Source organism: Aquimarina mytili (genome assembly GCF_016735115.1).
GTDB classification, from domain to species: Bacteria; Bacteroidota; Bacteroidia; order Flavobacteriales; family Flavobacteriaceae; genus Aquimarina; species Aquimarina mytili.
This window is the reverse complement of the sequence record NZ_JAERQJ010000004.1, coordinates 398290-413254: the sequence shown is the minus strand read 5'-3', so window position 1 is coordinate 413254 and position 14965 is coordinate 398290. Positions and strand designations below refer to the sequence as shown.

Genomic DNA, 14965 nt, shown 5'->3' with positions numbered 1-14965 from the left:
CAGTTTTTAATGACTGACTATTACTATATTCTATTTAATAATTGCACAATAACGTATTAATTTTCCCAAAAATCTGGAATTATACTTCGCCCATACACCGTACAATCACCACACCCTCTAGGGACAAAGACATAGGTACTTCCACTATCCGGGTCTCTTATCTCTTCTAAAAATTTAACACTACCAGATGCTATTAAAGCCCGTAAACGCCTTAAAAACTCATCTTCAGTCTCATTAGATTCTTGCCTAGGAATAACGCGATCACATACCGGAGAAAATCTTGGCAGATCTCTAATAATATCCTCACGGTTAAAGAACATTCGTTTTTCGGTTACCGATGCTACTTCAAAAAAGCCTAATATGCGCTCATTCTCATTTATAGTTGAAATAATATTTCCGCTCACAAAACCCGGTTGAAGTTGCGAAAACAAACTTTCGGATTCTGAAAAATTATTTATCACATTATAAAATCCATTAGCTTCTCTTGATTGTACGAATTGCCTAACCAAAATACTATATCGATCAGCTACACTAATATCTTCGGCATCAATAAAATGAAGTAATAGTCCGGTTACTTTATCTTCGAGCAAACCGCTTGTGTCGGTAATAATAATTTTATTAGACGTGCCACCATTATAACATTTTTCTTGTCCATCGGGTCGATCTACAAACTCTAATGAGGTTGTTAAATCTACACGAGTCCAAAAATCAGCAGTAATTCTATATGTTTCTTCAAATTCATAGCGGTAATAGTTAGAATTTCCCGTTATGTCATAACTATCTATTAAAATCCCTACTCCTTCTGTCCCATTATCATTAAACATGCGTTTCGGGTATACTTCATCAATTATTGAATTTTCTGAAGGTAATACTTCTTCTTCAGACATGTACACTCCCCCATCTCTCGTTTCAATAGACAATTGATAGCTTTTATTGGGTTCTGCCCTAAACATCTGTGTAGATTGATATGTTCCAGGAAATATTTCTTCAAATGTGTGTACTATATCTTTATTTTCAAGGATGCTTACTGTTGCCCCTTGCACAACTAACGGACCATCATCTTCAAACTTATACGTTCTGGAAAGTTTCATTTGATGATACTTTTGTTCATTGGTAAGAGAGGCTTTTATGACTAAGATACTTTCAAAATCTTCTGTCTTAAAATCAAATTCTTCTACACAATTTGATAACATTAAACATAACAGCAGCATGAAAAACATCCTTCTTTTACCCCAAACATACTTATGAAAAGATATCATTTTTTAAAATTTAAAATTATACGTAATTGAAGGAATAGGAATCGAAAAGATAGAACTTTGTAATCCTTTTACATCTCCATTTTCTGTTACAAAAAACACAGAAAACGGGTTGTTGCGACCTAGAACATTATATACCGAAATAGTCCAAAAACTATGGGCGATCTTATTCTTTTTATGATTTCCCTCAATGTTTACTCCAATGTCCAGCCTATAAAAATCTGGTATCCTAAATTTATTTCTATCACTAAACACTGCAAATTCTGCCCCATCAAGGCTAAAGTTTCCTACCGGAAAAGTAACAGGTCTTCCTGTTTGATACACAAAATTAGTGGTCATGCTAAATCGTTTGGTAAACTTATAATTAGCTACTACACTAAAATCATGAGGTTTATCAAAATTTGAAGGAAAGAAAACACCGTTATTAACCCGTTCTTCTCTAAACTGGCTGTCTAATTGTAAAAATGACCTTGAATAGGTATATCCTAACCAACCATAGAGTCTTCCTTTTTGTTTTTTCAGTAAAAACTCAACCCCATATGCTTTTCCTTTTCCTTGTAATACCTGTGTTTCAATATTCTCATTCAATAATATTTCGGCTCCGGTTTTAAAATCGAGTATGTTTTTTGACCTTTTATAGAACCCTTCTAAGCTTAATTCGTAAGCCCCTTCATCTAAGTTTGTATGCAAACCAAGGGCATATTGTTGTGAGCTTTGTGGTTTTATATTAAGATCAGATAATTTCCAGGTATCAATTGGTGATACTGTGGTATTATTAGATAAAGTATGAATAAACTGAAATGTCTTATTATAAGAAGCTTTAACAGAAAAATTATCAAGAATTAAGTACCTAGCAGACATTCTATATTCAGGTCCTCCATAGGTCCTTATGACTTCGTTTCTATCAAAAAACAAGGTCTCTTGAATACTCCCTTCTTCTTTTGGAGCTCCATCTAGAAAAACATTTTGAGAACCTTCTCCCAGGGCATTGTACATAGAATAGCGAATACCTGCATCTACCTTAATTTTGTTTGATAAATCTATTTCAGCTCCAAGAAAAGCTGCAGATTCTAATGCTCTTTCTTTCTCTATTTTTAGAGGCTCTACAATCGATATTGCATCAGCCGGTTGTATTTCTCCTGGATTTACCTCATACAATTTACTAGACAATCCATAATCAAATTTAAGCTTGCTATTGTAAATATTTCTGAATTGAAATTTTACTTCGGTCTCATTAATGCTATACCCCAGATCAAAATCATTATCAGTGTCCCCATCGAATTCTATATCAAAACCATAACGACTGTTAGACAAGTTTAATTTGCCACTGTTTTTCTCATTAAATCTATGATCCCACCGCAATGAAAATGCTCTATTTTCATAAATATACAGAGAATCTGAAGTAATGCTAAAATCATCTTTACTCCAGTATAGAGTAGCTTCTACTTTTGATTTTTCGGTTATTTGATGATTATATTTTGCAATGGCATCATAAAATGAAGCTTCGCTATTTTCTAATGATTCTTCATCTAGAGAATTCAAAATCCAATTTGCATAAGCCCCTCTCCCTCCTATCATAAGTCCAGCTTTATCCTTAATTACCGGAATTTCAAAGAGTAGATTTCCGGTTACAGGACCAATAGAACCTTCGGCTTTAATTTTATCTACACTAGCATCTTTGGTTCGTAAATCGAAAACCGAAGACAATCTCCCTCCATATTCAACAGGAATAGTGCCTTTGTAAATATTGGCATCTCCTAAGGCAAAAGGATTTAAGGCTGAAAAAATTCCGAAGAAATGTTGAGGGCTATATATTACGGCATCATCAAGTAAAATTAGATTTTGATCTGATCTTCCTCCTCTTACATTATACCCAATTGAAGCCTCTCCTGCAGTAGTAATACCAGGCAATGTTGTTGCTACCTTTAAAACATCTCTCTCCCCTAATGCCAGAGGTATATTTTTGGATTCTTCTATATCGATCTTTGTTTTAGTAACCACTTCATCTACATTCTTGTTTATTTCAGATTGCAACACAACTTCATCCAGTAATTCTATTTTTTCATTTATTCTAAAATTTAATTTCCCATCACTATAAATGATTAATCGATTTTGGACCTCTTCCATTCCAAGAGCATTTATTTCTAGAATATGATCGCCCGCACCTAATTGCAATTCATAAAACCCGTTACTATTGGTTCGAACACCGATATCATTACCATTTATTGCGATAATAGCATCAACTAATGGTTTTTTAGTTTGGTTATTTGTAACGTATCCGGAAACTTTAAAATTCTCGCTTAAATTTCCTTTTACAGCTTTACCAATCTTAATGGTTTTTAAAGAAGTCTTGTTTGAAGAATAACTATCATTTGTAAATGTTACAGACTTGACATTATTTTTATTATGATTTGCCCTACTTTTTGTGTTTACAAGAGACGTATCTATAAGAAAACCATTAGGTAGTGTATCATAAATAACATTGTTTTTAGTTATAATAACTCGATTTTCGAGAATAAAGAAGTTAAGCAACGTGTCTTTAAAAATGGCATCAAGTATCGTACCAATATCTACTTCTTTATAATTGCCTGATAATTCTTTATACTCATCAATCCATGAATCTTGATAAAAAAAACGATGATCTGAAATGGTTTCTATTTGTTGTAGAACAGATCTTAAATCTTGATTTTGGTACGATAATGAAAGTAATGTCTCTTCCTGTTGAGACCAGCTATACTGAACAATCAAAAAAACAAATATTAAAACTCTTTTTATCATTTTTATAAATTGTTTTTTGAAATAGATCGATAAATAACATCCTCCAGCAATTGTTTCATGAAAGCATCAGGATCGGATTTTCTTATCTTTTTCTGAGTACTATAAAATGATTTTATCTCTTGTTTAGTTTCTGGAAAAATAGAAATAAAATCATCTTTACTATTGACTTCATGATAGGCTTTATCCATAAAAAGAATGTACTGGCTTTTTGTAGTAAATTCATAATAGATTTTACTTCCTCCTATATCTTCAAGACGTTCTTTTCGATTTTTCTTATTCTTCTTATATAATATAAAATGGGGGTGTTCTGTAATAATTTGAAAGAAACCAGAAATTGGGTGCTTTGAATTTAAAGTATTATCTAATCTCACAAATTTATAGTCCTCAATATAAAACGACGTTATCTTATCTGCAATCAATTGAATTACCGAAGTAACTGCACCCGGTTTAAGAGTAACTATAACCTGTTCTGTTTCCAAATTGTATTTGATTCCTAAATTATAATAGGTTTGTCCGTTATAAGTAATCGAACCTGAGAGTACTTTATCAGATAGAAAGAAAGAGTGCTTATTTTCAAATATTTTATTGATATCGGGATCAATATATTGTTTACCATTATAAAGCCCGGTATACTCTTCTCCTAACATTCTATCAAACCAATTATAATATGCAATCTCTTCATTATTTGCTTGGCCATAAAATAAAAATGGAAGTACTAAAAAAGCCAAAGTGCTCTTTATATTTTGAACTAAAATCATATCCCCGTCTGTTGTGTGAACCAGAATCCTTTTTCTGTATATCCTTCTTCTAAATTTTTATTAGAAGTCCCATAAACTAAGATATGAGGAAATATTCAAAACTCTTGTAACTGGTATAAGCTACAACGTTTTCGTGTTGATAAGTTTAGTCCAAAGTATTTTTTGAGATATCCTTGAGCAGAAGTGATCAATAAAATGAAACCGTTTTATGTCTTAATAGTTTCAGAAAAGGTATCTACATATCAAAAACACTGTTATTCTACTCTAAAATCTCGCTTTAAAGATACCGGAACCCCTTCATTTGTAAATCCTTCTATAGAGATTTCATAATCTCCAATAGCATCTGAAGTAAAAAACGTAATGACTGTGTTATTTTTTTCTAAAGTAATACTTGGTTCCCAAAATAATTGATGCCTAAAATCAGGAATATGATTATAACTATTATCCCCTTCCAAGTATCGTTGTTTGTAATACTTCTTTTTTGTCAGAGGTCTTTTTAGAACGGATTTAAATATATAGCTTCTATTAAGACTTTCTAAATAATCACCTTTAAGCGTTTCAAAAATTAATACACCTTCAAAAATCTTAGTTCCTAAAAAATATCGATCTCTAACGAAACTAATTCTTTTAATTTTTCTTGCATCATATTCCATCAAAAATTTATGATCCTGTTCTACAATACCATCTATTATAACAAGAGGTTTGTATTCATAATCTTCCTGAGTTGGATAATACCCTCTTATTGCAAAGGTTTTTTCCTCTTTCTTATTAGATTTTGTCCATACATCATCAACGATTTCGATTACAGTTTCTTTTATCGTAGCAAATCTGGTATACTCATCAAGGTCATATGTAGAAAAATCTTTTCCATAGAAAGAGATATTTTCTTTAGGTTCTTGAATCGTATCGGGTTTTGCAACAAAAAAACTATTATCTATTTGATTATTAACACTACGATTAACGATATGATCCTTTAGGCTCTCTGATATTTCAAACGTATAGAAATCAAAATCAGGATATTCAATCTCAGGAATTTCATTAAGTACAATAGTATAATTATTCCTGTTCTCCCCTAAAATCTGAAACACAAACTCTTTGGTAGAATAATCTTTATTTAAACTAAAAATAAAAACACCTTTATTATTCGTGGTGGCAATTTTGATATCATTTTTTTTACCCGGTACCGACAATGCAATTTGAATCGATGAAACGGGTAAAGTCGATTCTTTGGGTATAATTTTTCCATAAATTAAATCTCCTCTCATTTCTGGTAAAAAAAATGATGAACTGATCGATTTTTCTTTATTGATAACAGCTTTGGGATGTAATACTGAAAACTCGGTAGCAGAAACAGCTGTTGCCGATGTAAAAAAATCTTTTTTATTTACGGATATTGAATAGTTTCCAGATCTGTGCAATGAATTAGCCATATTGATGGTTAATACAACCGGGCTTCTTTTCTTGAAAACCTGTTTATCCAAATTAAGTTTAATGTCTGTATTATCTTTTGAAGTATTAATCTCTGTTTTGACTACAGCTGTATCATTTTCTACTGGAAGTATTTCTGTATCGACTGGTACATCTGATAGGATTGTTTTTTGATTTCCTTGATATGGATTTAAAATACTAATATCGCCTTGAAAGAAAAGATTATCCTTGGCATTAATCATCCATTGTGTATATCCAATTAGTTTATAGTTCCCAGAAGGAACAGATACCGGAAGAAAAAAATCTCCTTGCCCAACTCCATTTTCTAGTTTGACTTTATGTTTAAATATCGCATTTTTATCTTCATCTATCAGTTCTACATAAGCAATCTTACTAATATCACTTAATAGGTTGTTTTTAGTGTTTAAACAATATACTTTATAATAAAGGTACTCTCCAGAAAATAATAATGTCGTATTGTAATGAATAAACATCTTTTCTTGAGGCACCTGATAATACCCTGACAGTTCTTCTGCTGTTTTTAACACAGACTCTCTTTGTCCATGTATATTTGAAATAAATAGAAATAAAAAGATATAGAGTAGTGGATTTATTTTCACAGAACCATTTTTTACATTAAACATTATCACAATTTTTTAACCTTAATCTACCCAAAAATCTGGAGGATTACTTTTGCCAAACACAGTACAATCTCCACATTGTCTAGGAACAAAAGTAAAAACACTACCTCCTGGAGAGCCTCCCGCAGCTGCTAAAAACTTTAATCTATTACTATTAATGACCGCCCTTAATCTTCTACGAAAATCTTCTTCAGGCTCAAAAGGAGCAGGTGCTATAGTAACTTCAAAACACTCTAGCTCAAAACTTGGCAAATCCTCTCTCAAAACATCTGCTCGATTAAAAAATATACGTCTTGTTGCTATTGAAGATACTTCAAAATAGCCTAATACTTTCTCCTCCGGATTGGTTTCTGAGACGATATTCCCGGTTATAAATCCTGGTTGTACCTGAGAAAATAAACTCTCTGATTCTGAAAAACTATTAAGAGTCTCATAAAACTCATTAGCCTCTCTGGATTGCACCAATTGCTTAACTAAGATACTATATCGATCTTCGAGCCTTTTATCATCTGCCGGAATAAACCTAAATAAAAAATCTGTAAGTCTATCCTCAGAAAGTTCATTGGTATCAGTTATTATGATTTCATTTGATAGACTATTTCCATAGCATGTTCTTTCTCCAAGCGGTCGTACATCAAACTCAAAGCTTATTTCAGTTTCACCTTCTCCATTTGTTTCTTCGACGGCTCTAACATCAGTTTCAACCCAAAACGGTGCTTTAAATCTATACGTCTCCTCATATTCATATCGATAATATCTGGAATTTCCTGTTGGATCAAAAGTGTTTACAAATATCCCCACACCTTCTACTCCCTGATCATTTGTTGTTTGTTTTGCATATACGTTTTCGATAATAGTCTGTTGTGGTAATGTAACCTTATCAGAAATATACGTTCGACCATCTGATGTTTTAATTGTCAACGCATACTCTTTACCTGGCTCTATTGCAAATTCATTTTCTGAAGTATATATTCCAGAGTTATCATCTTCGGCTTTAAAAGTATATTCTATCCCGGAACCTTCTATAACTTTTATTTCTGCGCCTAATTCTGGAGGAGTAATACTATCTTCGAATCTAAAGGTTCTTGACAATATCACTTTTTGATTTTTTACCTCATCAGTCATGGTAGTATTAATGATCAAAATACTCTCAAAAGTCTCAGTTTCAATTTCAAATGGTTCAACGCAATACCACATTGTACTACTGATTAAAAGTAAAGTCAAAATGTTACTTACTCTTTTGTATTTTATTAATTTTAAATAGGATTTCATTGCTTTAAAATTTAAAATTATAAGTAATAGAAGGCACAGGAATTGAAAAAATCGAGCTTTTCAACCCTTTTACTTCTCCATTTTCAGTAACAAAGAATACAGAGAAAGGATTATTACGTCCTAAAACATTATAAATTGATATTGTCCAGAAACTATGTGCTAGCTTATTTTTTTTATGATTTCCTTCTATATTAAATCCTATATCTAGCCTATAAAAATCAGGGATTCTGAACTTGTTTCTCTCGCTAAACACAGTAAAATCTGCCCCATTGAATGTAAAACTTCCTATAGGAAAAGTAATAGGTCTTCCGGTCTGATATACAAAATTTGTGGAGAGACTAAAGCGCCTTGTCAATTTGTAATTTGCAACTAAACTAAAATCATGTGGTTTATCAAAGTTAGAAGAGAAAAAATCGCCGTTATTAACACGTTCATCTCTAAATTGACTATCAAGCTGTATTAAAGAACGAGAATACGTATAACCAAGCCAACCATAAAGTTTTCCTTTTTGTTTTTTAAGAAGAACCTCAACTCCATATGCTTTTCCATTTCCTTGTAATACTTCGGTTTCAACATTTTCGTTTAATAAGATTTCTGCTCCTGTTTTAAAATCCAGAATGTTTTTAGATTCTTTATAAAAACCTTCCAAGCTTAATTCGTAAGCATTATCATCAAAATTTTTGTATGCGCCTAATGCATATTGCTGAGAACTTTGTGGTTCTATATTAAGGTCTGAAAGCTTCCACGTATCGATAGGAGATACCGTTGTATTATTAGAAAGGGTATGTATATATTGAAAAGTCTTATTATAGGAAGCTTTTATGGATAAGTCTTCTCCTAATAAATATCTTCCAGAAACTCTAAACTCAGGTCCTCCATACGTTTCTATGATTTCATTCTCATCAAAAGATAAAGTCTCTTCTACAGTTCCTTCACTTCTAGGAACTCCTTCTTGATATATATTCTGAGTACCACTTCCTAATGCATTAAAAACAGAGTATCTAATCCCTGCACTAAGCGAAAGCTTTTTAGTTATATCTATTTCTGAAGTTAAAAAAATGCCCGATTCAAGACCTCTTTCCTTGTCAACTTCAAAAGGAGCTACTATAGATTCAGGTCCTTTAGGACTAATCTTTCCAGGTCTAACAGTATATAACTTACTAGAAACTCCATAATCAAAATTCAGTTTATCACTATATAAGTACTTAAATTGAAGCTTCAGTTCGGTTTCTTCTATACTGTATCCAAGCTCAAAGTCATCATTAGATTGCCCATCAAATTCGATATCAAACTTGTATTCACTATTGGATAGTGCCAATTTTCCGGTATTTTTTTGATTAAAACGATAATCCCATCGTAATGACAATGCCCTGTTACCATAGATATATAATGAATCTGAGGTAATACTAAAATCATCCCTACTCAAATATGCGGTGGCTTCAACTTTTGATTTTTCTGTTATTTGATGGTTGTATTTTGCGACAACATCATAAAATGAAGCCTCACTGTTTTTAAGAGACTCATCATCTAATGAACTTAAAATCCAATTGGCATAGGCTCCTCTTCCTCCCACCATCAACCCTGACTTGTTTTTAACGACAGGGGTTTCTAATAAGACATTTCCGGTTACCGGGCCAATAGATGCTTCTCCTTTAAACTTTTCTACACTTGCATCTTTTGTGGTGATATCAAAAACAGAAGACAATCTTCCACCATATTCTGCTGGAATACTATTTTTATAAATATTAACATCTCCTATAGCGAATGGATTAAGTGCAGAAAAAATTCCAAAAAAATGTTGGGGATTATATACAACCGCATCATCCAAAAGTATAAGATTCTGGTCTGCTTTACCTCCTCTTACATTGTATCCGGCAGCCCCTTCACCCGCAGTGGTAATACCTGGTAATGCCGTTGCTACTTTTAGAACATCTCTCTCTCCTAGTGCTAAGGGTATGTTTTTAGATTCTTCTACATCTATCTTAGTTTTTGTTACTACCTCTTCAACATTATCATTAATTTTTCCTTCAAGTAGCACTTCGTCTAATTGTTCAATTTTTTCGTTAATAAAAGCATCAAATCTTCCGTCACTATATATGATGACTTTCTTTTTAAAATTTTCCATTCCTAAAGAGGTAATCTCAATAGTATTGAGGCCTACGTTTAATTCAATCTCATAAAAACCATTACTATCAGTAATCGCTTTGGTATCGTATTCTTCTACTGATATGACAGCACTAGGCAATGGTTTCTTTGTTTGTATGTTTTGAACATATCCCGATAATGTAAACTTTTGTCTCAGGTTACCCCTAAGCGCTTTTCCTATCCTTATAGTTTCTATCTTCTTACTTTTGACTGCACTTTTATTAGTTGCAAAAACAGGTGAAATTGTTTTTCTTACTTTTTTCACTTCTATCTTAAAACTGTCTTTTCGTTTTCCAAAAAAGCCATCAGGAAGGTTATTATATATAATGTTATTTTGAGTAAGAATTATTTTACCCTCTTTCATAACATAAAAATTAAGTACTGTGTTTTTAAAAACATCTTCTAAAATATCAGTAACCAATGCATTATCGTAGTCTCCAGAAAGATCATTGTACTCCTGTAACCAAGAATCGATATAATAGAAATGATAGTCTGTTTGTTCTTCTATCATATTCAGGACAGAATGTAGATCTACATTCTTAAAAGATATTGTAATTAATGAATCTTTTTGTTGTGCCCAAATACCAGACGTGAGCAATAAAAATATCAATACGAAATAGTTTGTCTTTATATCAAAATTCATGTTATAAGGATGATGAATTAATAACTCTTCTAAATAATCTTTGCATGAATTGATCAGGATCAGATTTTCTTAATCTTTTATACGCTTCATAAAACTCTTTAATCTCTTTTTTATGTATTGGATAGATGTTTATTATATCAGCTTTAGTGGTTATCTTTTTAAAACCTTGATTTACAAATAAGATATAACTATTATCACTTACAAACTTATAAGACACTAACTTACCAGCTTGAATAATTTTTCTTCTATTTTTTTTGTGCTTCTTTAATAATGAGTAAGAAGAATTTTCTACTAAAACCTGATAAAACCCATTAATGAGATCACCTTCTTCAAAAGAACCCACAACCCTTTTAAATCTGAAATCCTCAATTACAAACTCCTCTATTTTATCACTAATCAGTTGAATGGTAGATGCGGTAGTAGCTGATTTTAAAGCAACCAAAAGCATATCCTTTTCCAGGTTATACTTCATCCCTATATTGTAATATGTTTGCCCATCATATGTAACAGACCCTAGCATTACCTTATCAGATAGAAAAAATGCATTCTTATTTTCATATATCCTATTTACATCAAGGTCAACATATTGTTTGCCATTATACAAACCAGTATGTTCTTTCCCTAATACTTTGTCAAACCAATCGTAATAAGAATTCTGTTTATCATTATCCTGACCAAAAAAGACAAAAGGCAATATCAAAAGGATAAGACTTTTTTTTACTTTAATTATTCTATGCATATGATTATTTAACAAACTTTAAAAAATTAGATCAAATACGTGTGGAAATATTAATGCAACAGAAGAGACAAACACATTATCTTTCAATCCAATTGTTAAAGATTATAACAAAAAGAAAAAAACAGTTTTTCAAAATAAACTAATGATTTAATAGTATATAAAAACACTAGTTGTAGCCCCTTTAAAATAATTTCCCTATAAAAGTTTTCTTCCCTTAATTAGTCTTAAAAAACTTTGTGTCTAAGATATTATTAATTCGTGAATTGAACCAATAGCAACACTGTCAAAAGGAATATTATTTATAACTAATATAAATCTTGTTTTCAATCTCAAAAATAAAAACATAACTACCACCCATAGAGCAGGTTATAAAAACAACATTATCCTTTACGTTCTTATAAATTTGTTAATCCTTCAGAGTTCTTTGCCCCTTTTATTTAAATTAGTCCACTAAAATCATCATAATGAAGACAATTCTTACCTCAACTTTACTTTTAATAACCACTTTTATAATTGCCCAAACTGATCAAAAAATATATAATATTATTAATACTGTTTCGGCTAGTAGAATTGAAAAGGATATCAAAACATTAGCAAATTTTGGTACTCGTCACACTTTAAGTGATACAGTTTCTCAAACTAGAGGTATTGGTGCCGCCAGACGATGGATCAAATCAGAATTTGATAAAATTTCTAAAGATTGTAATGGATGCCTTGACGTATTTTATCAAAAAGATTTAGTCAAAAAAGGAACCAACAAAAGAATTACAAAAGATGTTTGGGTTGTTAATGTTGTGGCTATTCAACGAGGCACAAAATATCCTAATCGCTTTATCATAATGAGCGGTGATATAGATTCTCGTATCTCAGACCCTACAGATTATACTCATGATTCTCCTGGAGCGAATGATAATGCCAGTGGTATGGCTGGTGCCATAGAAGCCTCAAGAGTACTATCAAAATATACATTCGAAAATAGTATTATATATGTAGGTTTATCTGGCGAAGAACAAGGACTCTTTGGAGGAAAAGAATTAGCAGCCTATGCTTTAGAAAAAAACTGGGATATTATCGGAGTTATGAATAATGATATGATTGGTAATATAAAAGGTGTAGATGGAGTAATAGACAATAGGACGTTTAGGATATTCTCTGAACCAACACCTCCTACTGAAACTGAAAAACAAAGAAAATCCAGACGTTTTTATGGTGGCGAAGTAGACGGGATATCCCGACAATTAGCTCGATATATACACAAAACTGTAAACACCTATATGCCAGAGATGAATCCTATGTTAGTGTATAGACTTGATCGTTTTGGGCGTGGAGGACACCATAGACCATTTAATGATGTTGGTTTTGCAGGAGTACGTATTATGGAAGCTCATGAAAACTATACCCAGCAACATCAAGATATTAGAGAAGAAAATGGAATAAAATATGGTGATGTTGTAGCACATGTAAATTTTGATTATGCAGCAAAATTGACTGCTGTTAATGCAATCAACCTAGCTAGTATCGCCTCTGCACCACCAACCGTTACCGAGTTAGAAATAGGTGGTATTGTAGAGCCATCTGTAAAGTTTAGATGGAAAAAAATAAATGACCCAAATATTGAAGGATATAAAATATACTGGCGAGATACAACATCTCCAACATGGGATCACAGCCGTTTTGTTGGAAATATCGACAATTTTATTCTTGAAGGAATTGTAATTGATAATTTCCTTTTCGGAATCTCAACAGTTGGAAAAAATGGGTATGAAAGCCCAGTTGTTTTTCCATCAAAAATTTTTAGAGAATAATAATAACCACAAACCAACTAAAAACTATATATGAAACTACTAAAATCTACAATCTTAATACTACTTTTAGCCTCCACCTCTTGCAAACAACAATCTAAAGAAGATCAAGCATCGACTATTGCAACTACCGAAAAAGAAGTTTTCAATGAAAGCAAAGTAATTCTACATAAAAATTTCAAATCAAAATATGTTGATGCCCGTAATGTAGAAGTTTTTTTACCTACTGGATATGATAAGAATGCTTCTCAGGAATACAACGTATTATACATGCACGATGGGCAAAATGTTTTTAATCCTGAAACATCATATACAGGAATCGACTGGGGTGTTGATGAAGCTGTTGATAGTCTAATTCGACTTGATAATATTGAAAAAACTATAGTAGTAGCCGCATGGAACAATGGATCAAAACGTTTTCCAGAATATATGCCCAAGTCACCTTCTGAAGCTTCAGAAACAATAGAAGCAAAAAAAGGCCTTAAAGAATATGCAGGTGTTGAGCAACTATATTCCGATGAATATCTTAAATTTTTAGTAGAAGAGTTGAAGCCCTTCATTGAAAATACCTATAACGTATCAACAAAACGTGAAGATACATCAATTATGGGATCATCTATGGGAGGCCTCATTTCACTATATGCAATTTGTAAATATCCAAAAGTTTTTGGGGCAGCTGGATGTATTTCTACGCATTGGCCTGTACCTATACTAGGTGAGTTATATATCAAAACTCTACCTGCTTCTTTACCCGATCCTGCAACACATAAAATCTACTTTGATTATGGGACCGAGACGCTAGATGCACAATACGAACCTTATCAAAAACAAGTAGACCAGATTATGAAAGAAAAAGGATATACTGAAGGTGAAAACTGGATTACAAAAAAATTTGAAGGAGCTGAGCATAATGAGAAAAGTTGGAAAGCACGAATTCATACTCCACTAGAGTTTTTGTTGAAATTTTAAAATGTTATTCTTTAAGTTTTAAAACTAATGCGCTTTTAAAAGGTGTTTTTTGATTAAAACAATTTGACCTAAATGATAATGTATGTCAATATTATCATTTTTTTTGGTATTCAAGATTAAAGTTACCTAAATGTAAATACAATTTAGGGCAACATATATAAAAAAAACACCAAACTCCTATCATCACTGGTCCCCGCAAGTATTTTAACCTTCCCCTCGGTACATTACCTGATCCCCGTAGGTATTTTAGTCTCCCCCGCAATACTTCACTTCTTCCCCGCATATAAAAATGATTCCCTCGCATAAGTTTTATGCTTCCCCGCAGTTGGGAAACACTGTTTGACTGCGAGGGAATCATTTTTATATGCGGGGAGATCAGCTCATCCTGCGAGGATTATAACTTATTATGCTAGGAACAGGAATAGTAAATCATACATGAAAACAAAAAAACCCCGAACTAAATTAATCGTTCGAGATTTTCAACAATTCAAAAACAAAGTTTAATTAATGTGATATCAGGTTTAGCTAGTATAT

At 32.1% G+C, this 14965-nt stretch carries 9 protein-coding genes; 2 read left to right on the top strand and 7 right to left on the bottom strand.

The window, feature by feature from the left end; all coding sequences use genetic code 11:
• Positions 1 to 56 precede the first annotated feature (56 nt).
• From JJQ60_RS13060 to JJQ60_RS13030, 7 genes are all read right to left on the bottom strand, one after another.
• Entirely contained in the window at positions 57 to 1259 is a 1203-nt protein-coding gene (locus tag JJQ60_RS13060) for a DUF4249 domain-containing protein (protein ID WP_201920646.1), read from the bottom strand.
• A gap of 3 nt (positions 1260 to 1262) precedes the next feature.
• Entirely contained in the window at positions 1263 to 4034 is a 2772-nt protein-coding gene (locus JJQ60_RS13055; protein WP_201920643.1) for a TonB-dependent receptor, read from the bottom strand.
• A 2-nt stretch (positions 4035 to 4036) separates the two neighbouring features.
• Positions 4037 to 4792, bottom strand: a complete 756-nt coding sequence (locus tag JJQ60_RS13050) for a hypothetical protein (RefSeq protein ID WP_201920641.1) — start codon at positions 4790 to 4792, stop codon at positions 4037 to 4039.
• Positions 4793 to 5046: 254 nt separating this feature from the next.
• Positions 5047 to 6864 carry a hypothetical protein gene (locus JJQ60_RS13045; RefSeq protein ID WP_201920638.1) on the bottom strand — a complete coding sequence of 606 codons (1818 nt, stop codon included), beginning with the start codon at positions 6862 to 6864 and terminating at the stop codon, positions 5047 to 5049.
• 18 nt (positions 6865 to 6882) lie between these two features.
• Entirely contained in the window at positions 6883 to 8133 is a 1251-nt protein-coding gene (locus JJQ60_RS13040; RefSeq protein WP_201920635.1) for a DUF4249 domain-containing protein, read from the bottom strand.
• A gap of 4 nt (positions 8134 to 8137) precedes the next feature.
• Positions 8138 to 10921 (bottom strand): TonB-dependent receptor, encoded by a 2784-nt coding sequence (locus JJQ60_RS13035; RefSeq protein ID WP_201920632.1) that lies wholly within the window; start codon positions 10919 to 10921, stop codon positions 8138 to 8140.
• Between the two features lies 1 nt (position 10922).
• The gene (locus JJQ60_RS13030) at positions 10923 to 11660 is read right to left on the bottom strand and encodes a hypothetical protein (RefSeq protein WP_201920629.1); all 738 of its coding nucleotides are present in this window, start codon (positions 11658 to 11660) and stop codon (positions 10923 to 10925) included.
• A 464-nt stretch (positions 11661 to 12124) separates the two neighbouring features.
• Between JJQ60_RS13030 and JJQ60_RS13025 the strand changes: the two genes are divergently transcribed.
• Both JJQ60_RS13025 and JJQ60_RS13020 read left to right on the top strand, forming a co-directional pair.
• Positions 12125 to 13465 (top strand): M28 family peptidase, encoded by a 1341-nt coding sequence (locus JJQ60_RS13025; RefSeq protein WP_201920626.1) that lies wholly within the window; start codon positions 12125 to 12127, stop codon positions 13463 to 13465.
• 30 nt (positions 13466 to 13495) lie between these two features.
• Positions 13496 to 14431 carry an alpha/beta hydrolase gene (locus JJQ60_RS13020; RefSeq protein WP_201920623.1) on the top strand — a complete coding sequence of 312 codons (936 nt, stop codon included), beginning with the start codon at positions 13496 to 13498 and terminating at the stop codon, positions 14429 to 14431.
• Positions 14432 to 14965 lie beyond the last annotated feature (534 nt).